The 23,367-nt window shown below is 69.5% G+C and carries 24 protein-coding genes and 1 pseudogene; 8 read left to right on the top strand and 17 right to left on the bottom strand.

What is annotated here, in order from left to right:
- Positions 1-90 precede the first annotated feature (90 nt).
- From HWX62_RS06255 to HWX62_RS06230, 6 genes are all read right to left on the bottom strand, one after another.
- On the bottom strand, positions 91-498 hold the full coding sequence (locus tag HWX62_RS06255) for a BON domain-containing protein (RefSeq protein ID WP_175931933.1): 408 nt from the start codon (positions 496-498) through the stop codon (positions 91-93).
- A 39-nt stretch (positions 499-537) separates the two neighbouring features.
- Positions 538-1,596: a porin gene (locus HWX62_RS06250; protein ID WP_175931934.1), complete on the bottom strand. Its 1,059-nt coding sequence runs from the start codon at positions 1,594-1,596 to the stop codon at positions 538-540.
- A 109-nt stretch (positions 1,597-1,705) separates the two neighbouring features.
- Complete coding sequence (locus HWX62_RS06245; protein ID WP_175931935.1) at positions 1,706-3,004, bottom strand: MFS transporter; 1,299 nt, start codon at positions 3,002-3,004, stop codon at positions 1,706-1,708.
- A gap of 44 nt (positions 3,005-3,048) precedes the next feature.
- Complete coding sequence (locus tag HWX62_RS06240; RefSeq protein WP_175931936.1) at positions 3,049-4,191, bottom strand: CoA transferase; 1,143 nt, start codon at positions 4,189-4,191, stop codon at positions 3,049-3,051.
- Positions 4,188-5,375, bottom strand: a complete 1,188-nt coding sequence (locus HWX62_RS06235) for an acyl-CoA dehydrogenase family protein (protein WP_175931937.1) — start codon at positions 5,373-5,375, stop codon at positions 4,188-4,190. Before HWX62_RS06235 ends, HWX62_RS06240 begins: the two co-directional genes overlap by 4 nt.
- A gap of 11 nt (positions 5,376-5,386) precedes the next feature.
- Entirely contained in the window at positions 5,387-6,940 is a 1,554-nt protein-coding gene (locus HWX62_RS06230; protein WP_175931938.1) for an AMP-binding protein, read from the bottom strand.
- A gap of 100 nt (positions 6,941-7,040) precedes the next feature.
- Here HWX62_RS06230 and HWX62_RS06225 point away from each other — a divergent pair, with 100 nt between their 5' ends.
- Positions 7,041-7,958, top strand: a complete 918-nt coding sequence (locus tag HWX62_RS06225) for a LysR family transcriptional regulator (RefSeq protein WP_175931939.1) — start codon at positions 7,041-7,043, stop codon at positions 7,956-7,958.
- A 184-nt stretch (positions 7,959-8,142) separates the two neighbouring features.
- Here HWX62_RS06225 and HWX62_RS06220 read toward each other — a convergent pair.
- From HWX62_RS06220 to HWX62_RS06210, 3 genes and pseudogenes are all read right to left on the bottom strand, one after another.
- Positions 8,143-8,496: pseudogene (locus HWX62_RS06220) on the bottom strand (LuxR C-terminal-related transcriptional regulator); the annotation flags it as partial.
- A 45-nt stretch (positions 8,497-8,541) separates the two neighbouring features.
- The gene (locus HWX62_RS06215; protein WP_175931940.1) at positions 8,542-9,795 is read right to left on the bottom strand and encodes a YbfB/YjiJ family MFS transporter; all 1,254 of its coding nucleotides are present in this window, start codon (positions 9,793-9,795) and stop codon (positions 8,542-8,544) included.
- Between the two features lie 122 nt (positions 9,796-9,917).
- A complete protein-coding gene (locus tag HWX62_RS06210) occupies positions 9,918-10,463 on the bottom strand; it encodes an alpha/beta hydrolase (protein ID WP_175931965.1) in 546 nt (181 codons plus the stop codon).
- Positions 10,464-10,577: 114 nt separating this feature from the next.
- Between HWX62_RS06210 and HWX62_RS06205 the strand changes: the two genes are divergently transcribed.
- The 3 genes from HWX62_RS06205 to HWX62_RS06200 all read left to right on the top strand — a co-directional run bounded on the left by HWX62_RS06205 (position 10,578) and on the right by HWX62_RS06200 (position 12,574).
- Entirely contained in the window at positions 10,578-11,033 is a 456-nt protein-coding gene (locus HWX62_RS06205) for an Lrp/AsnC family transcriptional regulator (protein ID WP_175931941.1), read from the top strand.
- 406 nt (positions 11,034-11,439) lie between these two features.
- Positions 11,440-11,562, top strand: a complete 123-nt coding sequence (locus HWX62_RS33190) for a hypothetical protein (RefSeq protein ID WP_006479692.1) — start codon at positions 11,440-11,442, stop codon at positions 11,560-11,562.
- Positions 11,563-11,620: 58 nt separating this feature from the next.
- Positions 11,621-12,574: a leucyl aminopeptidase gene (locus tag HWX62_RS06200; protein ID WP_175931942.1), complete on the top strand. Its 954-nt coding sequence runs from the start codon at positions 11,621-11,623 to the stop codon at positions 12,572-12,574.
- 17 nt (positions 12,575-12,591) lie between these two features.
- Here HWX62_RS06200 and HWX62_RS06195 read toward each other — a convergent pair whose 3' ends face one another.
- Positions 12,592-13,101 (bottom strand): N-acetyltransferase, encoded by a 510-nt coding sequence (locus HWX62_RS06195; RefSeq protein WP_175931943.1) that lies wholly within the window; start codon positions 13,099-13,101, stop codon positions 12,592-12,594.
- A gap of 374 nt (positions 13,102-13,475) precedes the next feature.
- On the opposite strand from HWX62_RS06195, the gene HWX62_RS06190 reads away from it, so the two are divergent.
- Both HWX62_RS06190 and HWX62_RS06185 read left to right on the top strand, forming a co-directional pair.
- On the top strand, positions 13,476-13,808 hold the full coding sequence (locus tag HWX62_RS06190; RefSeq protein WP_175931944.1) for a type II toxin-antitoxin system RelE/ParE family toxin: 333 nt from the start codon (positions 13,476-13,478) through the stop codon (positions 13,806-13,808).
- Positions 13,805-14,134, top strand: a complete 330-nt coding sequence (locus tag HWX62_RS06185) for a transcriptional regulator (protein WP_047901651.1) — start codon at positions 13,805-13,807, stop codon at positions 14,132-14,134. Before HWX62_RS06190 ends, HWX62_RS06185 begins: the two co-directional genes overlap by 4 nt.
- Before the next feature lie 24 nt (positions 14,135-14,158).
- On the opposite strand, the gene HWX62_RS06180 is transcribed toward HWX62_RS06185, so the two are convergent.
- The 5 genes from HWX62_RS06180 to HWX62_RS06160 form a co-directional block, all read right to left on the bottom strand.
- Positions 14,159-16,177 carry an LssY C-terminal domain-containing protein gene (locus HWX62_RS06180; RefSeq protein WP_175931945.1) on the bottom strand — a complete coding sequence of 673 codons (2,019 nt, stop codon included), beginning with the start codon at positions 16,175-16,177 and terminating at the stop codon, positions 14,159-14,161.
- A 116-nt stretch (positions 16,178-16,293) separates the two neighbouring features.
- Entirely contained in the window at positions 16,294-16,746 is a 453-nt protein-coding gene (locus tag HWX62_RS06175) for a hypothetical protein (protein WP_175931946.1), read from the bottom strand.
- Positions 16,747-16,945: 199 nt separating this feature from the next.
- Positions 16,946-18,256, bottom strand: a complete 1,311-nt coding sequence (locus HWX62_RS06170) for an MFS transporter (RefSeq protein WP_175931947.1) — start codon at positions 18,254-18,256, stop codon at positions 16,946-16,948.
- 125 nt (positions 18,257-18,381) lie between these two features.
- Positions 18,382-19,407, bottom strand: a complete 1,026-nt coding sequence (locus tag HWX62_RS06165; RefSeq protein WP_175931948.1) for an ABC transporter substrate-binding protein — start codon at positions 19,405-19,407, stop codon at positions 18,382-18,384.
- On the bottom strand, positions 19,404-19,601 hold the full coding sequence (locus HWX62_RS06160; RefSeq protein ID WP_175931949.1) for a hypothetical protein: 198 nt from the start codon (positions 19,599-19,601) through the stop codon (positions 19,404-19,406). Before HWX62_RS06160 ends, HWX62_RS06165 begins: the two co-directional genes overlap by 4 nt.
- Before the next feature lie 46 nt (positions 19,602-19,647).
- Here HWX62_RS06160 and HWX62_RS06155 point away from each other — a divergent pair, with 46 nt between their 5' ends.
- Complete coding sequence (locus tag HWX62_RS06155; protein ID WP_175931950.1) at positions 19,648-20,313, top strand: response regulator transcription factor; 666 nt, start codon at positions 19,648-19,650, stop codon at positions 20,311-20,313.
- The gene (locus HWX62_RS06150; protein ID WP_175931951.1) at positions 20,300-21,721 is read left to right on the top strand and encodes a sensor histidine kinase; all 1,422 of its coding nucleotides are present in this window, start codon (positions 20,300-20,302) and stop codon (positions 21,719-21,721) included. Before HWX62_RS06155 ends, HWX62_RS06150 begins: the two co-directional genes overlap by 14 nt.
- A gap of 21 nt (positions 21,722-21,742) precedes the next feature.
- Here HWX62_RS06150 and HWX62_RS06145 read toward each other — a convergent pair whose 3' ends face one another.
- Together HWX62_RS06145 and HWX62_RS06140 are read right to left on the bottom strand one after the other, a co-directional pair.
- Positions 21,743-22,507, bottom strand: a complete 765-nt coding sequence (locus tag HWX62_RS06145) for an ABC transporter ATP-binding protein (RefSeq protein ID WP_175931952.1) — start codon at positions 22,505-22,507, stop codon at positions 21,743-21,745.
- Entirely contained in the window at positions 22,504-23,361 is an 858-nt protein-coding gene (locus HWX62_RS06140; RefSeq protein ID WP_175931953.1) for an ABC transporter ATP-binding protein, read from the bottom strand. The genes HWX62_RS06145 and HWX62_RS06140 overlap by 4 nt, the downstream gene beginning before the upstream one ends.
- Positions 23,362-23,367 lie beyond the last annotated feature (6 nt).

Genomic DNA, 23,367 nt, shown 5'->3' with positions numbered 1-23,367 from the left:
GGCGCGCGGTTGCGCGCGGTTGCGTGACGGCAGCTTCTCCGCGACCGCGCGCGGCCGGGTTGCTTAGCCCTCATCGAGCGCGCGCGACCCTCACGGCTGCTGGCCGTCGATGCGCAACTGGTTCGACACCGACGTCACGCCGTCGACGCGCCGCGCGACCGCCGCCGCGAGATTCACCTGGCCCGTATCGGTGACCGAGCCGGCGAGCGTCACGCCGCCGTCGCGCACCCGCACCAGGATGCGTGTCGCGTTCAAGTTTTTCGTGCGGGCAAGCGCGGTGCTGACGCGGCGCTTCAGCTTGCGGTCGGCCGCGTTGCGCTGCGCGGGCGGCACGCCGGCCGACGCCGGTGATGCCGCGGGTGCTTGTGCGGCTTCCTGCGCCGCCGGAATCGACGACGACGCAGCCGCCACACTCGCGGCATCGGATTGCGCGTGGGCGGCGACGGTCCAGCACGCTGCCGTCAGCAGCCCCGCGACCCATCTGGATGAAGTACGCATGATCGGATCACGCTCCTTGAAAACGGTGAAGGGAACAGCTCAGAACTGCGTCATCAACCCGATCGACACGCCGGTCGTCGCGCTCGCGCCGCGTCGCAGGTTCAGCGCCGCGATGGTCGCCGGGTCGCGCATGTATGCGCCCGTCATCCCGTTGCGGTCGATTTCGACATACAGCTCCGTGCGCTTCGACAGGAAGTACTCGGCGATCGCGTAGGTTGTCAGCTTGTGGCCGTCCGCGCCCCGCACGTTGCCGAGATTGCGCGCGCGGTCGTAGAACGCGGCTGCGCTCAGCTGCAGCGACGGCAGCGGCTGCACGACGACGCCGAACGACGGGATGTCGTCGCGTCGCGACGGCGCGCCGGCCTTGTTCGCGCGCACGTTCAGCGACGCGTAGCTCAGGTAGAAGCGCGCGCGACCGAGCTGCAGCGTGCCGCCCGCCTGGATCGTCTGCGCCGACTGCGAGCCGTCCGGGCTGTACGTCTTCGCGTACGACACGCCGCCCATCAGGTCCGAATACGTGTACATCGCGGCCGTCGAATAGCTGGTGCCCGCATGCGAGCTGCCGGCGACACCACCCGGCGAATAGTTCGCGCCGAAGCGCAGGCCGCCCACCTGCCCGAGATACTTGATCGTGTTGTTGAAACGCGAGTCGAGCGTGAAGAAGTTGCCGTCGAACAGCACACCCGGCTCGACCGCGAGCGACTGCCCGCGCCCGCCGAGCGGATCGAGCGCGATGCCGAGATCCTCCGCGACGTTGAACTGACGGCCGAGGGTCAGACGGCCGAAATCGCCGGCGAGCCCGACATACGCCGCCTGCGAAAACAGCGTGCCGGACATCTTCAGCGCGCCGGTGCCGCTGTTGAATGCGCCGTCGAGCACGAACAGCGCCCTCAGCCCGCCGCCGAGATCCTCCTTGCCGCGAATACCGAACTCGTTGCCCGCGATGATGTTGTTGTTGAAGCCGATCTGGCTGCCGCCCGGCAGCCCGTTGACCCACCGCACGCCGCCGCCGATCCGGCCGAACAGCGTGACGCTCGACTGCGCATGCACGCTCGCGCAAAGCGCGCCAGCCAGCGTCGCCGCGATCATCTTCTTCATGTCTCCTCCTGCCGCGTCATCGCGCGGCGTATCGTGGTACTGCCTGCCGTCGAAAGGCGCCGCCGCCCGGCAAGCGGGCCGCACGCCGAAAACGATGTGTCGCGCCGTGCTAGTGGCCGCACGCGCCGACCGGCGGCGTCGCGCGCGCCGGTTCGCCCGCCAGACGCCGCAGCGAGCGCTGCGGATCGAGGCACCACGCGCCGAGCACGCCGCATGCGATCAGCACGACGCCGCATACGAGGCTCGCCTGTTCGAAGCCGTGCGCGACCGATGCGCCCGCGCCTTCGATCAGCATTCCCGTGACGACCGGCGCGCCGAGCCCCGCGAGCGACGCGAAGCCGTTGCTGAGCGCGAGCACGCCGCCGCGCTGCGCATCGGGCGTCACTTCGGCGAGCATCGCGGGGCCGATCGAGTACATGGTCAGCGTCAGGCCGCTGCCGAGCGTCAGCAGCACGAGCTTCGCCGCGCGCGGCACTTCGGGCAGCGGCAGCATGGCGAGCATCGCGCCGGCGATCGCCAGCGTGACCGCGATGAAGGTGCCGCGGCCATGCCGCGACGGCATGCCGCGCGCGAGCAGCGCTTGCGACAGCCACGCGAGCGCGAGACTGAGTGGCGACGTGACCGCGACGAACAGCGCGAACATGCGGCCGGCCGCGTGCGGCCCGAAGCCGAGCCCGAGCTGCAGGTAGGTCGGCATCCACGTGAGCGTCATCGCGAGAATCCAGTTCGCCGCGAAATGGCCGAGGAAGTTGCCGAGCACCGTGCGGTCGGTCAGCAGCCGCCCGTACGGCACCCGCTCGCCGCCCGTCGCGCGCGGCGCCCGCGCCAGCGTGCCCTCCTCGCCGAACACCGCCCACGCGATACACCACACGGCCCCGAGCAGCGCGAGCACCGCGAAGTTCGCGCGCCAGCCCCAGTGCGTCGTGATGACCGGAATCGACAGCCCCGCGATCAGCAGGCCGAGCGCGCTGCCCTGGTGCAGCAGCGCGACGGGCAGGTTGCGCCGCGTATCGGGAAACCACTTGTAGATCGCGTGCGTCGCGACCGGCGACGCAGGGCCTTCGCCGATGCCGAGCAGCACGCGGCACGCGACGACGACCCAGATCGAGCCGGCCACCAGCATCGGCAGTTGCAGCAGCGCCCACGCGGCGGCCATCGCGAACAGCAGCCATTTCGCGGGCCAGCGGTTCGCGGCGATGCCGCCTGCGACGGCCGCGACCGCGAACAGCCAGTTGAGGCTGCCGCCGATCACGCCGAACTGCGTCGGGCTCAGATGCAGGTCGCGCATCATCGGCACCGACACGAGGCCGAGCACGACCTTGTCGAGAAAATTCACCAGCATCATCAGCGCGAGCATCGTCGCGATGGACCACGCCCGTCCGGGGCGGTACTGCGCACCATTCGTCATGGCTGTCTCCTGTTTCCTTATCGTGGTCGGTCGGCGGCGTCGTGCTATCCGCCGCCGGGCTCACCGGGCGCCGGCACGCGATCGTCGCTGTCCGGCAAACCCAACGAGAACTTCACCGGGAAGCGCACCGCGAGCGTGCGGTCGGCCGCCACCTCGCGCGCGACGCCGCGAGCCCGCACGTGCGGATCGTCGAACACCTCGCCGGCATCGGGCACGCGCGACACCGGCAGTCCCAGCGCGCCGAGCACGCGCATCCAGTCGCCCTGCGTGCGCGTCGCGAAGAGCGCGCGCAACTGCGCACCGAGCGCATGCCGATGCTCCTGGCGGCCCGCGCGCTGCGCGTAGCGCGGCTCGCGCAGCGCCGGGCAGGCATCGCCGAGCGCATCGGCGAACACGGCCCAGAACTTGTCCTCGAGCGTCGCGAGCACGATGTGCCGGCCGTCGGCGGTTTCGAACAGATCGTTGTCGGGCATCACCCAGCGCGCGGTGTCGGGTGTATCGCGACCGGTGTGCAGCGCCCACGCGGCCGGCGCGGTCCACGCGAAGATCGCGTCGTGGATCGATACGTCGAGGTGCTGGCCGACCCCATTCGCACGCGCGCTCATCACGGCGACGGCCAGCGCGAGTGCGGCATGCATCGCGGCCGCATGGTCGGCGAGCCGCACGCGGGGACGCGCGACGGTGTCGTGCAGTTGCGCAGGCACCGACCAGTAGCCGGCCTCGGCGAGAAAATTCAGGTCGTGGCCGGGGCGGTTCGCATACGGGCCGTCCTGCCCGTAGCCGGTGATCGAGCACAGCACGATGCGCGGATTCGTGCGGGCGAGCGTCGCGTAGTCGAGCCCGAGCCGCGCCATCACGCCGGGCCGGTTGCCTTCGACCACCGCGTCGGCGTCGCGCACGAGATCGAGAAAGCGCGCGCGCCCGTCCGGCGTCTTCAGGTCGAGCACGACCGAGCGCTTGCCGCGGTTGAACTGCGCGAACGTGTCGGCGCCGAACTGCCGCAACGCGTCGCCGCCCGGCGGCTCGACCTTGATCACGTCGGCGCCGAGCTGGCGCAGCAGCGCGCACGCGTGCGGGCCGGGCAGCAACTGGCCGGCATCGACGATGCGCACGCCGCGCAGGCACGACCACGCGGGGGCGTGGTCGTCGCCTGCGGGCCACGCGTCGTGCGCGCCGCGGGCCGTCATGCGTCGCGCCCCGCGCGGGCCGGTTCGAGAATCGCCTTCGCGATCGCGTTGCGCTGGATCTCGCTCGTGCCGGTCAGGATGCGGAACATCCGCAGCTTGCGGAACGTCTGCTCGACCGGATGACCGCGCGTCACGCCGACGTTGCCGTGGATCTGCACGGCCTTGTCCGCGATCTCGAAGCAGCGCTCCGACACGTACAGCTTGCACGCGGACGACATCATTCGCAGGTCCGCGCCCGCGTCGGCGAGCGCGGCGGTGTGCGCAATCATGCTCTCGCACGCCCACAGCGCGGCGGCCATGTCGGCAAGCATGTGCTGGATCGCCTGGAAGCGCGCGATCGGGCCGCCGAACTGCTGGCGCGTGCGTGCATAGTCGAGCGCCGCCCGGTACGCGGACATCGCGAGGCCGAGCATCGTCGGGCAGTGCAACAGCCGGTTCACGCTGATACGCGACATGCCGAGCTTGAATCCGTTGCCGACGCCGCCGAACACGTTCTCGCGCGGCACGCGCACGTCGACGAAGCGGATGTCCGCGTCGATGTGCTGGCCCGACATCGGCACGTACTCGTGCTGAACGCTCACGCCCGGCAGATCGAGATCGACGAGCACGGCCATGATCTGCGGCGGCGTCGCGTTCGCGTCGGTCACGCACATCACGATCGCGAAATCGGCGAACGGCGCACCGCTGATGTAGTGCTTCGTGCCGTTGATGACGAGCGAATCGCCGTCGTCGACCGCCGTCGTGCGGATGCTCATCGCGTCCGAGCCCGAATGCGGCTCGGTCAGCGCGAAGCACGTCGATTTCTCGCCGCGCATCACCGGCTTGAAATAGCGGTCGAGCTGCGCGGGCGTCGCGTACTTCAGCATGTTGCCGATGCGCGGCGGCCCGCCGAGTTCGCCGAGCACGTGCGGCGCGAGCGCCGCGCCGCACGCGGCCAGGTCGGCCTTCAGTGCGCACACCTCGGCGATCGACAGCCCCTGGCCGCCGATCTCGACGGGCAGGCTCGCGGTATAGAAACCGAGCGCGGCCGAGCGTCGCCACACGCGGCGCAGCACGTCGCGCGGCCACACGTCTTCCGAGTCGAGCCCCAGCTCGCGCTCGATCGGGCGCAGCTCGTCGTCGACGAAGCGCTGGACGGCCGCGCGCAGCGCGACGAATTCGGGGCGTTGCAGATGATCGAACATGGCGGGCTCCTTCAGTTGACGCGACGCGTGACGCCGCGCCAGTACGGCTCGCGCACGAGCTTGCGGGCGACCTTTCCGCTCGCGTTCTTCGGCAGTTCCGCGACGAAATCGACGGAGCGCGGCGCCTTGTAGTCGGCGAGCTGCGCGCGGCAGTGCGCGACGAGCTCGGCCGCCTGCGCGCCGCGGCCCGAACGCAGCACGACGACGGCCTTCACGGCCTCGCCCCACTTGTCGTCGGGCACGCCGACGACGCACGCTTCGAGCACGTCGTCGTGCCGGTACAGCGCCGCCTCGACTTCGGTCGGATACACGTTGAAGCCGCCGGAAATGATCATGTCGTGCTTGCGGTCGACGAGGTAGATGAAGCCTTCGCGATCGGTGCGCGCGAGGTCGCCGGTGTGCAGCCAGCCGTCGATCAGCACCTCGCGCGTGAGCTCCGGCGCGTTCCAGTAGCCGTGGAACACGTCCGCGCCGCGGATCACGATCTCGCCGATCGCATCGCCTTCGACTTCGCGGCCGTCCGCATCGACCACGCGCACTTCCGTTTCACCGAGCGGCCGGCCGCACGATGCGAGCCGCTCGCGGTCGTGCAGCAGCGCATGCGCGTGATCGGCGATCCCAAGCCGCGTGACGCCCGACGTCGATTCGCTCGCGCCATAGCCTTGCGACAGCACGGGGCCGATGCGCGCCCACGCTTCCTCGATGCGCGCGGGCGCCATCGGCGCGGCGCCGTAGCCGAGCACCTTCAGGCTGCGCAGGTCGGCCTGCGCGAGCGCCGGCGTGTTCAGCAGCATGTTGACCATCGCCGGCACCATGAAGGTGTGCGTGATGCGCTGGCGCGCGACTTCGGCGAGGAATTGCGCGGGCTCGAACGCATCGAACAGCACCAGCGTCGCGCCGCAGAACAGGTACGGCTGCATCAGCATCCCCGACGCGTGCGTGATCGGTCCGATCAGCGCAAGCCGGTCGCCGGGCTGCGCGGGACGGTCCATTCCGAGCACGATCTTGCGCAGCGACGCGAGCCGGTTGCCGTAGCTCTGCATCGCGGCCTTGATGCGCCCGGTCGAGCCCGACGAGAAGTGCAGCACCGCGAGGTCGTCGGCCGCCGGCACGTAGTCGAGCGCCGTATCGCTGCCCTTCGCGAGCAGCGTTTCGTAGTCGAGATAGCCGGTGGCCGCGCCGTCGAGCGACACGAACCGCTCGACCGAGCCGAAGCCCGGCGAATCGGGCGTGTAGTCCGTATAGCCGCGCCCGCCGATGAACGCGACGGGCGTGCAGTTGCCGACGACGTCGGCGGCCTCGGCCGCCGTGAAGCGCGGGTTCAGCGCGGCCTTCACGAGGCCGGCTTTGTATAGCGCGCACTCGATCTCGACGAGTTCGATGCAGTTGCGCGCCTGCACGGCGATGCGCTCGCCGCGCGCGAAGCCGAGGCCGCGCAGCGCGTTCGCGAGGCGCGTCGAACGTTCGTCGAGCTGACGATACGTGACCGCGCGGTCGCGGTGGATCACGGCGGGCTGGCTGCCCCAGTAACGGGCCGCGCGCCGCAGGAAGTAGGCGAAGCTCAAAACGATTCTCCTGGTCGAACAGTGCCGCCAGTCTGTAAGATGCCGAGGCATCACCACAATGCATTACCGGATATAAAGTCATAACCGACAGGAATCCCTGATGGATACCCGCGATCTGGAATACCTGCTGGCCGTGGAGCGGCACGGCAGCATCGGCAAGGCCGCCGACGCGCTGGGGCTGTCGCAGCCCGCGCTGACCAAGGCCGTGCAGCGGCTGGAGACGCAGGTCGGCGTGACGCTGTTCGAGCGCACCGCGAACGGGATGACGTCGACGCCGGCCGGCGCGCGCTTCGTCGCCCGCGCGCAGCGGATCGCGCTCGAATTCGACGATGCGCTGCAGGAGATGCGCGCGATCCGCGGCGGCGAACAGGGCGTCGTGCGGGTCGGCTACTCGCCGACCGTGCCGAACGCGTTCGTGCTCGGTGCGTGCCGGCAACTGATCCGCGAGCGGCCGGCCGCGCGGCTGCGGCTGCGCTGCCGGCTCGCCCGCGAGCTGCTCGACCTGCTCGCGGCCGGCGAGCTCGACCTGGTCGTGGCGCCCGAGCCGCAGCAGCCGGACCTCGCGCTCGACACCATCGTGCTGTTCGACGACCGGCTCACGGTGCTCGCCGACGCCGCCCACCCGCTGCAGCGCAAGCGCGCGCTCACGCTCGCGGATCTCGCCGACCAGGAATGGCTGCTGCCGGAAACGACGATCCCGGTGCGGCACCGGATCGACGACGCGTTCCGCGCGCGCGGGCTGCCGGCGCCGCGCCTGCGCGTCGAGACCGATTTCGGCAACACGTCGCTGCTGCAGTTGCTGCGCGGCACGTCGCTGCTGTGCGTCGGCGGCGCCGACGCGCTCGGCCAAGTGTCCGGACTGCGCGCGCTCGACCTGCGGGCCGGCGAACTCGAGCTGGACCGCCGCGTCGGCGCGATGCATCGCGCGGGCGCATACGTGCCACCGCTCGCGCAGCGGATGATCGCGCTGCTGCAGGAAAGCGCCGCCTCGCGCGCCGACCATCATTTGCGGGAGTGATGACACTCCCCTTTTTCTGCGGATTTGACCGGGGAGCGGCGGGCCGACAACACCAGGGTCTGTTCACGCTAATAACGGGCTTGCGCCGGCCCCACGAATGAATTTTCCAAACGGGGGGAACGTGCCTTTCCGCCCGCATGGCGGCGTCGTTCGTCGTTGCAATAGCTACGGCTATCGCGCCTCCTCCCCACACGACCATCACGTCGCGCACCAGCGCGGCGATCGACGTCGAGCCGAGCTTCTCCTTGATGCTCGCGCGATGCACGTCGATCGACAGGTCCGACGCGATCTGCTTGCTGCCCTTGCCGTCCACGACGCCGCGCAGCACTTCCTTCTCGCGCGCGGTCAGCGCGTCGAGCCGCTGGCGCAGCTCGCGGCGGCGCTGGCTCACCGCATGCCGCTGCTGCGCGAGCCGCAGCGCACGCTGCACGCGCTCGAGCATCTGCTGCGAGTTGTACGGCTTCTCGACGAAATCGATCGCGCCGTTCTGCAGCGCACGCAGCGACATCGGAATGTCGCCGTGCCCGCTGACGAAGATACCGGCAGCGTCGCGCACCGCCTGCGTGCGGTGACGGTCGCGCGACTACGCGGACGTGCCGCGCAGCGCCCGCTGTCCGGCCGCGAGCGCGGCGCCCGCGAACAGCGTCAGCGCCGAATACACGAGCCCGCGCGCGAGCCCCGCACTGTCCGACACCCAGCCGATCGCCACCGGCCCCCCGATCTGCCCGAATGCGAAGACCGTCGTGAATGCGCTGATGCCCTTCGCCCAGCCGTCGGGCGGCAGGTTGTGCCGCACGAAGGCCGTCGTCGACGCAACCGCCGACAGGAACGTCGCGCCGAACAGCAGCCCCGACGCGAATGCCGCAGCCGGATGCACGAACAGCGCGGGCATCAACGTCGCGACGCCGAGCAGCGCGTCGAGCACGGCAAGCGCCTGGCCGCCGCGCATCCGGTCGAGCAGCCCCGACCACAGCCGCGCCGACACGACGGTCGCGATCCCGAGCATCACGTAGAACGCGGCGACCACCGTGCCGCTCATGCCCGCGCCGCGCAACAGCGCGACGATGAACGTCATGTAGCCGATATAGCCGACGCCGAACAGGCCGTAGCCGGCCAGCGCGAGCGCGAAGCGGGTTGGGCTCGCGGTCGGCGCCGGTCGCGTGCCGTCGGCCTGCGTGGCCGGCGCCGCATGCACGCGCTCGATGCGAAACGCCGCCGACACGGCCACCGCCGAGAACAGCACGCATGCGGTGGCGAGCGCGAACCACGCGGGTTGCCAGCCATGCACGCGTGACGCGAGCGTGGCCGGCACCAGCAGCGACGACGCGACGATGCCCCAGCCGGTGCCGCCGTAATAGAGGCCAAGCAACAGCCCTGCGTCGCGCGGCGACGCGGACGCGAGCCGCGCGGCCAGCACGCCGCCGCTGATGAAGATCAATGCGCTGCCGATACCCGTTGCCAGCCGCTGCACCAGCAGCACGTGCATGTCCGACGTGAGCCCGCCCGCGGCCATCAGTACGGCAGTCAACGCGCAACCGGCCGCGAGCAGCGTGCCCGCGCGCCAGCGCCGCGACAACAGCGGAAAGGCAAGCGCGCCGACCAGGTAGCCGGCCGCGTTCGCCGTGTTCAGCGCGCCGGCCTGCGCGAAGGTCCAGCCGAGATCGGCCTTCATCGGCGGCAGCAGCAGCGCATATGAAAAGCGTGCGAGGCCGAGCGCGATCGCGCTGCCGAGCGACAGGCAGATCGCAAGCCGCCACGCGGCCATCCGGCCGGGATCGGTTGCGCCGGCGTCCGGCCGCGAGCGGCCGTCACGCTCCTGTTGCGGCACTGCGCGCATCGGGGTGTCTCCATCGTTGTTCGATTCCGGGGCTTGGGCCACCGTCGGCCGATCATACTCGAGCCGCCGTGAAACCGGCGCGCACAGGCGGCAAAAATCCGGCGGCCCGGTGCCGGCGCGCACTATCGCCCGAGTCCGGCCGCAAACGCCGCAAGCAGCGCGCGCCCTTCGGCCCATCCGCCCAACCCCGACGCCGCGTTCAGATGGCCGCGCGCGCCGAGCACAAGCGGCGTCGCGCCCCGTTCCGTGGCCCATTCGAGCGCTCGCCCCGACGGATCGTACGGATCGTCCGTGCTCGCGACCGCAAGCACCGGCACGCGCCCGAACCGGCCGTTCGGCAGGTTCCCGAACGCGGCGGCGGATACCGGAAAGCGCGGCCCTTCCGGGTCGGGCACGGCCACGAGAAACGCGCCGCGCACCGCGCGCGGCGAAACGGCATGCCAATGCGCGAACAACAGACAGCCCAGCGAATGACAAACCACGAGCGGCGGCGCCCCGGCGTTCGCGACAGCCGCGTCCAGCGCCGCCGTCCAGTCGGCCAGATCCGGCGCCTCCCACGAAGCCGGCGCGATGCGCGCGGCGCGGGGCAACGCCGCCTCCCAATGACTCTGCCAATGATCCGGTCCCGAATTGCCGATACCCGGCACGATCACCATCGCCTGATCCATCACTGCCTCCGTCAACGAAAGCCGCAGTGTGACCACGCGCCGGCCGGCATGGAATGGCAACTCATCGGTTATTGAGACAAAATGCCGATGAATCAACGGTAGCGGAGGACCGACATGCCGGACGAAGCACTGGATCGCCTGGATCTTGCGATCCTCGAAGCCTTGCAGGAGAACGCGCGAACGCCGCTATCGGAAGTCGGCAGGCGCATCGGGCTGTCACAGCCCGCGACCTCGGAGCGCGTCAAGCGACTCGAGGAACGCGGCATCATCGCCGGCTACGGCGCACGGATCGATCCGGCGGCGCTCGGGTTGGGCATGATGGCCATCATCCGGCTGAAAACGACGCACGAGCACATCAAACCGGCGCTGCGCGCGTTTGCCGACATGCCGCATGTGATCGAAGTCCACCGCATGACCGGCGAGGATTGCTTTCTGCTGAAGGTGCTGGTGCCGACGCCGGGCCAGCTCGAAACGCTCATCGACGCGATTGCCCGCTTCGGCGCGGTCACGACTTCGCTGGTGCTGCGCTCCGAGCCGACCAAGGCGATCGGAAAGGCGTTGCTCGGATGACGCGCGGATGCCGATCGACCGCTTGACGCGTGTAAAACGCGCGGACCGCTTCGAGCACCGGACGGTCGCGCATGCGGCTTTCCAGAACGACATAAAGTGCAGCAATCCGGTCAATTGAATATCAATTAAAAATAACCGTATTCATTTCCTGGATCCGGATTCCATTCTCTGAAAAAAAGATGCGCGATCTGTCGCCCGTTTTATCCGGTTTTTTCAATATGTGAATCGAAAACATCCGTGTTTAGCACGTCGCGACTAAAAACATTGCAACGCATTGCTTTCGCAAATTCAGCAGACTAATATCGACGCCACTCGTCCGGCATTCACAAAATATCGAACGAGGAGCGGAAATACTTTTACCGCGCTTTCATGTTGAATCACTCATGTTCACCACAGGAGAATTGACATGCAGGAAACCCAGCAAATCGAATTGCTTGACTGGATGCAGGAAGACACGCACCCCGAAGCCGTCGACATGATGGTCGAGGACGCCGTGGTGCCGTTCGGCACCGCGCTCTGGCCGGTCTGAGCGGGCCACCCGTTCTCGCGGAAGGGCCGCGGCCCTTCCGCCGTTTCCGGAGATACGCATGCAGAACCTGCACCGCGCGCTCGGCTTTCACCCGGCGCTGCGCGACAAGCTGGCACGCGGCGAATCGGGAAAACTGCTGGTCGGCTACGACACCCGCAACCGCGACATCGCGTTGCGCGCCTTTTCCGCCCTGCCCGATTCGCTCGACGCGACCACCCTCTGCCTCGAAAGCACGCCGCCCGGCGAAATCGCCGCCGCGCTCGACGACGCCGACCTGTTCGTGCTGCTGTACGACTCGTCGTGCCTGCCGACACCGTCGCCGAGCGGGCCGCCGTTCCTCGCCGCGATCCGCCCCGCGATCGTCGAGCACTGGAGCAAGTCGGTGCTGTTCAAGGATTACGGTCCGCACCTCGACGAGGCGTTCGCCGAATCGCTCGACGACATCGCCGCACGCAACGGCCGGCTGATCGAGGCGGCCGCACGCGCGTCGCGGATCCGCTTCATCGACGAAGCCGGCAACGCGCTGACGGGCTCGCTCACGCCGGACCAGAAGTGGACGAGCGTAGACGGCATGGGCAACCTCGACGTCGTGCCCGGCGAGATCGCGACGCACGTGACCGACCTCAACGGCTCGGTCGTGTTCAGCGGCACGTTTCTCGGCACCGTGCCGTTCGCGATCAAGTACAAGGTGGCCGAGCGGCTCGCGACGCTGCATGTCGAGCACAGCACGATCGTCGATTTCGACACCGACGATGCGGGCTTCCGGCGCGATTTCTCGACCTATCTCGACCGGCACGCGAATCACCGGCGGATCGAGGAATTCGGCATCGGCACGAACCTCGGGATCCGCGGCCTGTACGGCCGCAACGCGGGGTTCGAGGAACGCCACCCCGGGCTGCATCTCGGGCTCGGCGGCGGCGAAAACGGCAGCCACCATCTCGACCTGATCTTCGCGCGCGGCACGCTCGCGCTCGACGAACGCATCGTGTTCGACGGCGCGTTCGCCGTCTGACGCAGGGAGCCGGTTGCTCAGGCTTCGGCGGCGGCCGCGTCGCCGAGCCACTTGAACATCACGAAGCAGTCGACGAAGCCGAGCCGCGCGTGACGGTATGCGCGCGGCAGCCGGCCGACGATCTCGAACCCCAGCTTCTGCCACAGCGCGACCGCGACCTCGTTCGTCGCGACCACCGAGTTGAACTGCATCGCGAGGAAACCGCGCTCGCGCGCGACCTGCTGCGAGTGCTCGCACATCAGGCGCGCGACGCCGCGACCGCGCGCGGCCTCGCTCACCATGTAGCCGCAGTTGCTCACGTGCTTGCCGGGGCCGGCCGCGTTCGCCTTCAGATAATACGAGCCGAGCACCACGCCGTCCTCCTCGGCGATCCACGTGCAGAGCGGCGCGTCGAGCCACAATGCGCGTGCCGCTTCCGGCGTCGGTTCGGGATCGAATGCGTAGGTTTCCTGAGCAGCGACGATGGCGCGATAGGTCGGCCAGAAGCGCGCGAAATCGTCGTTGGTCATCGGACGGATCGTGATCATGCGAGGTCTCTCGTGAGGGGGACGGCGACAGGCCAGACAGGCAAACGGGCGATCGTACCGCGATTCATCGACGGTCGCTATCTTGCCGCGCTGCGCTGCGGCGCGCCGTACCAGGGCTTGTGCGCTCGGGAAAACCGGATAGATCGCTGAAGCCGAGCCGCTCGGCCACGACACGCCCCCATCGCACCATCGATACCGGCCATTCGGCCGAATCGTCAGACGCCATCCCGGATGAAAAAATGATCGTCGTCCGGGAGGCTCGCTCCACGCCCTCGAATCCCTAACCATGAATACATCGCACGCGTGTCAGCCAACCAGCCATTGCGATGCGCACCGCCTCGTTCCATTTACTTATTTGTAGCTTATAAGTTACAATGCTCGCCAAGTTCAAACTCCTTCGCTATCGGCGCGACGACGGTCGCGAGCCTTTCACCGAATGGCTGAACGCCATCCGTGACAAGCCCGCGCAGGCACGCATTCGCGAGCGCCTGCGTCGCGTGCAGACCGGTAACTTCGGCGATTGCGAGCCGGTCGGCGAAGGCGTGATCGAACTGCGCGTCCATGTCGGCGCCGGCTACCGCGTGTACTTCGGCCGGCACGGCAGCGCCCTGGTGCTGTTGCTGTCCGGCGGCGACAAGGCGAGTCAATCCGACGACATCAGGCGCGCCAGGGAACACTGGTCGAACTGGAAACGGAGGCAAACATGAACAAGCTCAAAGGTGCGGTATCGCACCACGACGCGGAAGTTGCCGAACTCGGCGCCGACCGCGAACTCGCTGTCGCCTATCTGCGCGTCGCGATGGAATCGCTCGACGACCCGGACAACCGCGCGGCCGGCCTGCTCGCATTGCGCACGGTCGCGGAAGCGTACGGCGGGCTCGGCGCCGTCGCGGCCGAAGCCGGCATCAGCCGCGAATCGCTGTACCGCACGCTGTCACCGAATGGCAACCCGACGCTGAAAACCCTGCTCGCGGTGCTCAAGACGGTCGGCCTGCGGCTATCCGTGGTTCCCGCGCAGCCGGCTCACGCATGAGCCGCGCATGGCACGCGGGTCCGCTCACGGCCTGACCATCCACACGAGCAGCATCTCGTCCGGCGCCCCCGTCATCCCCGCCGGCCGATGCGCGATCGTCGGCTCGACCGCCAGCGCCTGCGCGATCGCCGCCGCATCGTCGATCGTCGTCGTGCGCACGATCGTCATCAGCCGCGCCGGCCGGCGCAGCGTCTCGCGATACAGCGCGCCGTACCACAGCGGCCGCATGCCGAGCGCATCCTGCAACACGTACGGATAACGCCACAGCCGCAGCACGAAGCGGCTTTCAGGGTGAGCCGGATCGACGCGGACGAACACGCGCCGCGTGCTTTCGCCATGCGTGTAGCGCGGCAGTACGGGTAGCGTGTCGGCCGGCGCCTGCGGCACCAGCCAGCGCAGCGCGGTAGCCGGCGTCCACGGCGTCGCGCGCTGCCAGCCGGCCTGCGCAAGATGGCGGTCGAGCGTGTCCGACGTCGCGCTCCATTGCAGCGGCAGATATTCCTCGCGGTCGCCGCCGATCTCGGTGCGCCGCGCCGGCACGCGCTGCCAGCCGCCGTGCAGCCACTGGTCGACGGTCATCGCGACCACGTCGCCGACATGCGGACGCGCCGCGCGATCGCGCTGCCATTGCGCGGGCACCGTCCATACGCCGGCCGTCGCCAGCACGACGACGACCGCGACGAGCGCACCTCTCGGCTGCACGTGCTCCCGCACGCGCCAGTACGCATACGCTCCGGCGAGCAACGCGAACCACGCGAGCCCGAGGCTCCACCCGCCCAGCAAACCCGACAACCAGGTATCGCCGACGTACAGCCGCGCCAAACCGCCCAGCACGATCCACAGCACGACCGCCGTCACGACCGGAATGCGCCACGGCGCGGGCCGGTCGCGCGCGAGCACCCAGCCGAGGCCGCTGCTCGCGAGGATCGCGAAGGCGGCGTCGGCATCGGGCAGCGGCACGTGCGGCGCGCCGGGCGGCAGGCTCGCGGGCGTCGCGCCGGGCATCCCCGCGCCGAACACCGGCACGAGCACGACGGCGACGCCGACCGTCGCGAGCCACCATGCCGCCGTCAGCCAGCAGCGGTGAATCATCAGCCAGACGAGAAACGCGGCCGCGACGATCAGCCCCGTATCGTGGCCGTGCAGCACGGCGAGCGCGCTCATCGCGGCGTCGACGGGCGGCGTGCGCAGGCTCTGCAGAAAAGCGTACAGCGCGATGTCCGCATGCATCAGCGGATCGTTCGCGACGACGTCCTGCACGATGCCCGCGAACAGCCACACGCAGCCGACGAACAGCAGCGCGAGCACGGGCACCGCGCCCGGCAACCCGCGCAGATATGCGATCCCGTCGTGCACTCGCGCGCCGAACCGCGGCCAGCGGCGCACGCCGGCGTGCACGGCTTCGGCAAGCGCACGGCGCAGCAGCGGCCAGCCGCGCCGCAGCGCGACGCGCACGCCGATCCACACGAGCGCGACCAGCGCGGCCACGACCAGCAGGATCGCGGCGACCCGCACGCTGATCGCCGCGGCGAGCGCGGCCGACGCGCCGAACAGAATGCCGGGCGCGACGTGGACGGGCGCCCACACGAGCGCCGAGATCACGTTGACCGGGTAGAACGACCGGCGCGGCAGCATCGCACAGCCGACGACGACCGGCACCACCGCACGCACCGGCGCGAGAAAGCGCGCGAGCACGATGCTCTTCATGCCGTGACGCAGCACGAATTCCTCGCCGCGCGCGTAGGCCGTTGCATAGCCGAAGCGCACCCACGCGTTGCGGATCATCCCGCGGTAATGCCGCCCGAGTTCGTAGCTGACCCCGTCGCCGATCACCGCGCCGACGGCCGCGATGCCGATCGTCGCCCATGCATCGAGCGCGCCCGCGCCGATCAGCGCGCCGGCCGCGAACATCACGGCGCCGGCGGGCACGACCGTGCCGATCAACGCGATCGCCTCGGCGCAGGCGGCCACGAACACGATCGCCAACACGAGCAGCGGATGCGCGCCGATCGCGCCGATCCACGCATGGATCGTGTCGCTCATCGCACACTCCCGAACGGTGCGGCCCGGTGCGCGCACACCGGGCCGGCAGGGGCATGGGATACGTTCATCGCGACATGCGCACGCTCGCGCCCGCGTCGGGGTTCAGGGCTCGGCGTTCAATCGAACTCGTACTGCCGCGCGTCGGCCTCGAGCGGCGCGTCGTGGTAGCCGACCGTCGCGATCTCGCGCAGATAGCGCGCAAGAAACGCGCCGATCGAGCCGGCGGCCTCGAATTGATGCACATGCCGGAATTCGTGGGTGAACAGGCGGCGCGTGGCGTGCCCGCGCAGCACGTACACCGCATGACCGAGCGTGAGGCCGATCGTCCCGGGCGACAGCAGCCCCGTGTCGCGGGCGATCGCGGCAAGCGTCGGCGTGTCGGGAAACGGCATGCGGTCGACCGCCATCACGCGGATCCGGTCCGGTTGCGCGACGCCCACGGTGCGCGCGTCGTCGGCTTGCGCGGGCGTCAGCGGCACACCCTGCAACAGCCCGCGCGCCGCCTCCGCTTCGGCCCAGGCGACGGCGGCGGGCAGTGCGGACGGCAGGATATCGGCAAGGTCGATCATCGCAGGGCTCCTCGATTCGCGCACGTGGCATCAGGCACCAGTTTAGTCCTGAATCGACGCGGTTCGCGCAGCGGCTCCGGGGAAGCCGTGCCGGCGCGCGACGATCGCACCGGCCACGCGGGCATACCCTGATCCGTCCGCGCCGCCCGGTTTCAAGACGAGCGGAAACCGGGCGACGCCGCGATAGCGCCGCGCCCCGTCACGCCCGCGCCGCCACCATCCCCCGCTCCGAGCGCGTCCACGCGACCAGCGCGCCGACGCCGAGCAGCGCAAGGCACACGATCGGCACGATCATCGGCCCGAACGCGGTGCCCGTCACCTTGCCGGCGAACGGCATCAGGTTCTGGCTGAAGAAGCCGCCGAGGTTGCCGATCGAGTTGATCGCGGCGACGCTCGCGGCCGCCCGCGCACCGGTGAAGTAACGCGGCGGCATCGACCAGAAGCACGGATACAGCAGCGGGATGCACGCGCCGCCGAGCACGAGCGCGATGAAGCGCAGCGGCGTGGACGGCAGCACGAGGCTCAGCAGGAAGCCGAGCGCACCCAGCGCCGCGACGATCGCGATCGTGCGCAGGATGCTCTTCGCGCGGCGCAGCTTCGACGGCAGCCACACCAGCAGCACCACCGCGAGCGCCCACGGCAGCATGCTCAGGAACCCGTTCGTCGTGCTCGACACGCCGAACGATTTCACGAGCGTCGGCAGCCAGTACGTGACGCCGTACAGCGACGTCGACATCAGCATGTAGGTCGCCGCGAACAGCATCACGCGCGGATCGAGCAGCGCCTTCCACGGCTGGCCGTGCTCGGCCTGCGCGGGCTTCTCGCGCTCCAGCGCGGCCGCGACGATCTGCTTCTCGCGCGCGTCGAGGAACGGCGCTTCGCGGAACGACGCAGGCAGCACGCGGAACACGACAATCGCGACGATCACGGCGGGCAGGCCCGTCGCGACGAACACCCACTGCCAGCCCGCCAGCCCCCATACGCCGTTCAGGCTCAGCAGGAGACCGCCGACCAGCGAGCCGAGCATGTTCGCGAGCGCGCTGCCGAGCGTGAAGATGCCGAGCACCTTCGCGCGGTAGCTCTGCGGGAACCACAGCGTCAGGTAATAGATCACGCCCGGATAGAAGCCGGCCTCGGCGATGCCGAGCACGAAGCGCAGCGAGCAGAACGCGGGCATCGACGTCGTGAAGCCCATCAGCACCGTGATGAGCCCCCACGTCAGCATGATCCGCGCGAGCCACACGCGCGCGCCGTAACGATGCAGCGCAAGCGTGCTCGGCACCTCGAACAGCAGGTAGCCGATGAAGAACAGCGACGACGCGAGCCCGAACGCGGCTTCCGTCATCCCGAGGCTGTGCACCATCTGCAGTTTCGCGAACCCGACGTTCTGCCGGTCGATGAACGCGATCAGGAACATCACGACGAGGATGGGCAGCAGGCGCCGCGCCATCTTCGACATGATGCGCTGTTCTTCGGCGGACGCGGGGTCCAGGGTGTCGGTAGCGTTCACTTCAGGCTCCTTGGGTGAATCGGTTGCATATCGGTTGCGTGTCGGTCGAATCGACGCCGCGCGTGACGAACGCGCCCGCGTCAGGTGTGGTTCGATGAATGGACTCGAATCGCGGCAGGCATGGCTCAACCCGACCGGTAGTCGTCGAGCATCGGCGCGAACATCTCGTGCCACGCGCGCGGCTTCGCCTTGATCGTGCCGGCCAGGTACAGGAATTCGACGTAGTCCATCAGCTGGTTCGGTCGCACCGAGAAGCGCGTGTCGGGCGCGGCGAGCATCCGCATCACGTCGTCGTGCGACACGCCGACGCCCGACGACGCCGCATAGAGCGCCGCCGCCGCGCGCGGGTCCTGCGCGATCAGGCGGTTCGCTTCGTCGAGCGCGCCGAGAAACGCGGCGGCGAGCGCCGGCTCCGTATCGACGAGCCGCTTCGGCGCGAACACGACGTCGAGCGTCAGCGGGCCGAGCACGTCGACCGAGCTCACCACGCGGTGGATACCCGGCTGCCGCAACTCGAGCGTCGAGAACGGCGGCGACGTGAAGTGCGCGGTCACGCCGTTCTCGCGGCGGATCAGCGCCTGCATCGCCTGCGGATGCGGCAGGTTCACGGTGATCGAATCGAGCTGCGCGAAGTGCGTCGGGCCGAGCTGCCGGCTCGCGACCATCTGCAGCACGACCGCCGACAGCGACGTGCGGATGCCCGGCACCGCGATCCGGTCGGACGGCGTGAAGTCGCGCAGCGACGCGAGGCCCGGCCGGTTCGCGTTCAGCGACAGCGACGTGGTCGACAGCCCGCTGATGCCGATCACCTCGACGTTCGGAATGCCGCGCGCCCGCGCCCACAGCTCGATGAAGCCCGGCGCGCCGGCACCGGCGAAATCGAGCGTGCCGGCCATCATCGCGTCGTTGACGGAGTTGCCGCCGTCGAGCAGCACCCATTCGACCGCGACGTCGCGCACGCCGTGGCGCGCCGCGTGTCGCTCGAACAGCCGCTGCTTCTCCATCACGAGCAGCGGCAGGTACAGCACGCCATAGCCTTTCGAGGTCCGCACCGTGCGCGGCTTCGCGCGCACGAGCGCCGGCGCCCCGAGCACGCCCAGCACGCCGAGCCCGGCGGCGATCAATGCGCGGCGGCGCGGCGACATCGTCATGCGCGCACCGTCGTCGTGCGACGAACGGCCAGCGGCCACGCGCGGGCCGGCGTGGCGCCGCGGCGCGCATTCGTCGTGCCCGTGACATGCTGCATGTTGCCGTCTCCTTGAATATTTCTGGTATTAATGCCGTCCTTGCTTGCTGCTTCCGGCTCGACACAGGTTATCGGCCGAGTCTGAGAAAATGCTGACATCCCGGCTCCGGGAAAACCCCTAATCTACCTACCTGCAAACGGCACCATGCGTATTCTCGTCGTGGAGGACGATGCCGAAATCGGCGCGGCGATCCGCAGCCGCCTGGCCCGGCTCGGCCACGCCGTCGATCTCGAAGCCGACGGCGCGACCGCGAACGGGCTGCTGCGCGTCGAGCGCTTCGACCTCGTCGTGCTCGATGCGAACCTGCCCGGCATGGACGGCTTCACGGTCCTGCGCAACCTGCGCGCGTCGGGCAGCACGACGCCCGTGCTGCTCGTCACCGCGCGCTCGGCGATCGACGACCGCGTGAGCGGCCTCGGCCTCGGCGCCGACGATTACCTCGTGAAGCCGTTCGACTACCGCGAACTCGACGCGCGCGTGCAGGCGCTGCTGCGCCGCAACAGCGGCCACGCGAACGACGTGCTGACGCTCGGCGGCCTCGTGATCGACCGCAGCAGCCGCCTCGCGGAACTCGACGGCCGGCCGCTGTCGCTGTCGCGCCAGGAATTCGCGCTGCTCGAAATCCTCGCGAGCCGGCCGCAGCGCATCTTCTCGAAGGACGAACTGCTGAACCAGTTGTTCAGCTTCGGCAACGAGCCGACCGCGAACGCGGTCGAGCAATACGTGACGCGTGTGCGCAGGAAGCTGCAGGGCAGCTCGGTCGAGATCCGCACCGCCCGCGGGATGGGGTATCAGATTGCCGCGCATTGACTGGTTCCCGAAGACGCTGTTCGGGCGCACGCTGCTGTTCATCGCGCTCGTCGTCGCGACCGGCGCGCTCGCGCTCGCGGCGATCGCGCGCTACTACGCCGGGGTCGCGGCCGAACGCGCGTACGACCAGTTGCTGGCAGGCGCGTCGATCCAGGTCGCGGAAAACCTGTACGTGCAAGGCGGCGTGCTCGCGCTGAATCCGCCGGTGGCCGCGCTGTCGACGCTGTCGCGCTACGACCTCGTCTACTACAAGGTGGTCGATTCGCGCGGCGTGGTCGTGGCCGGCTACCACGATCTCGCGAGCCCCGCGACGCTCGCCGCCGCGAAACAAGGCCCGGCGTTCGCGAATGCCGTCTACCAGGGGCACCGGGTCCGCACCGCGACCATCGCACGCTACATGCCCGAGGAAAGCACGCCGGGCTGGGCGCTCGTGACGGTTGCGCAGACAACCAACGCGCGCCAGCAGCTGACGAACGACATGAGCTTCAAGGTCTGGACGCTGATCCTGCTGATGAGCGTGCTCGCGATCGGCGCGAGCGGCCTCGCGATCCGGCGCGGCCTGCGTCCGCTCGCGCAGATCGGCACGATCATCGCCGCGCGCGATCCGGCCGACCTGCGGCCCGTGGCCGTCGATACGCCGAGCGAGATCGACGCGATCATCGGGTCGATCAACGGGCTGATGCGGCGGCTCGCCGAGCGGATCAACGCGATGCAGCGCTTCATCGCCGACGCCGCGCACCAGATGCGCACGCCGCTCGCGCGGCTCGATGCGCAGATCGAGCTGCTCGACGGCGAATCCGATCCCGCGCGTCACGCGGCGCGGCTCGATGCGCTGCGCGCGACCTGCTCGGACGTCGGCCGGCTCACCGGGCAGTTGCTCAATCATGCGATGGTGATTCATCGCACCGAGGCCGTGCCGCTGCAACCGGTCGACCTCGTCGCGCTCGCGAAAGAGGTGCTGGGCCGCACGATTCCGCTCGCCGGCGAGCGCGACGTGGCGGTTGCGTTCGCGAGCGACGCGCCGCATGCGTGGATCGACGGCGATGCGATCAGTCTTCAGGAAGCGCTGTCGAACGTGCTGCACAACGCGCTGCTGCATGGGCACGCGGACGACATCGTCGTGTCGGTCGCGACCATCGGCAACGTGGATCGAGCGGTGACGCTGACCGTCACCGACAACGGGCGCGGGATGCCGCGCGAGCACTGGGACGCGGCGTTGCAGCCGTTCGTGCGGATCGCGCCGGACGGCAGCGAGCGGCGCACCGGGTCGGGCCTCGGGCTCGCGATCGTGCAGGAAGTGATGAAGGCGCACGGCGGGCGCGTCGGGTTCGCGTTTCCCGAGGCGGGCGGGTTTGCCGTGGTGTTGACGTTTCCGCGGGCGGCAGCGATGCACGCCGATCACGCATGAAATGAAGTCCCGTGGCGCCCCCTACACCGCCACCGCCTCCCCACCGAGATACGCATCGCGCACGCGCTCGTCGTCGAGCAATGTTTTCGCGGGCCCTTCGAGCACGACGCGCCCCGTCTGCAGCACGTACCCGTAGTGCGCGATCTCCAGCGCGAGGCTCGCGTTCTGCTCGACCATGAACACCGTCACGCCCTGCCGGTTGATCGCGTCGATCAGCTCCAGCACCTTGTCGACGTAGAGCGGCGACAGCCCCATCGTCGGCTCGTCCATGCAGATCAGTTTCGGCCGCGCCATCAGCGCACGCGCCATCGCGAGCATCTGCTGCTCGCCGCCGGACAGCGTGCCCGCGCGCTGCGCGAGCCGTTCGCGCACACGCGGAAACAGGTCGAGCACGCGTTCGTAGTCGTCGGACACCGCCGCACGATCGCCGCGCGTGTACGCGCCCATCAGCAGGTTCTCGCGCACGCTCATGTCGCCGAACAGCCGCCGCGCCTCCGGCACGGCCGCGATCCCGCGCCGCACGCGCTGCGGCGTCGCGAGCGCCGTCACGTCGTCGCCGTCGAAACGCACGACGCCACGCTTCGGCCGCATCAGCCCGAGAATCAGCTTCATCGTCGTCGACTTGCCGCTCGCGTTGCCGCCGAGCAGGCTGACGATCTGCCCGCGGCCGACCTCGAAGTTCACGTCGAAGTGCACCTGCACCGGTCCGTAGAACGTATCGAGGTGTTCGAGTTTCAACAGCGCGTCGGTCATGGTCGTATCGGGTTCCGAAGAAAGTGCGCTCATGCGGTCGCCTGCACGGTGTGCTCGACAGCCGCGCCGCCCGCGTGGCGACGGCCGAGATACGCCTCGATCACGCGCGGATCGTGCCGCACGTCGCGCGGCGCGCCTTCGGCGATCTTCACGCCGTTGTCGAGCACCATCACGCGGTCGGACACGCGCATCACGAGTTCGAGCTTGTGCTCGATCAGCAGGATCGTCAGGCCGCGCGCCTTCAGCGACTGGATCAGCGCCAGCATCTCGGCGGTCTCCGTCTCGTTCATCCCGGCCGTCGGCTCGTCGAGCAGCAGCAGGCGCGGATGCAGCGCGAGCGCGCGGCCGATCTCCACGCGCCGCCGGTTCGCGTACGACAGGCTGTGCGCCGGATGATCGATGCGCGGCGTGAGCCGCTCGCCGAAGCCCGCGATGATGTCGCGCGCCTCGTCGCGCAGCGCCGCTTCCTCGCGCCGCACCGACGCGGGCCGCACGAGCGCGCGCAGCACTTCGGCGGCCGCGCCGAGCGCCGGCCAGCCGGGCCGCGCCGCCCGCAGCCGCGCATGCGCGCCGATCAGCACGTTGTCGAGCACGCTGAGGTTGCCGAACACGCGGCCATGCTGGAAGGTACGCGCGATGCCGAGCGCCGCGAGCCGTTCGGGCGCGGTGCCGGTGATGTCGCGGCCGTCGAAGGTCACGCGGCCGGCATCGGGCCGGTCGGCGCCCGCGATCAGGTTGAACAGCGTCGACTTGCCCGCGCCGTTCGGGCCGATCACGCTCAGCAGTTCGCCGTCGGCCAGCGTCAGGCTCGCGCCGTCGAGCGCGGTCACGCCGTCGAAGCGGCGCGTCAGGCCCTGCACGTCGAGCAGGGGTCGGGTAGTCGTCATCGCATT

Source organism: Burkholderia sp. BCC0506, from assembly GCF_902833145.1.
Lineage (GTDB): Bacteria > Pseudomonadota > Gammaproteobacteria > Burkholderiales > Burkholderiaceae > Burkholderia.
This window is presented reverse-complemented; position numbering and strand designations above follow the sequence as displayed.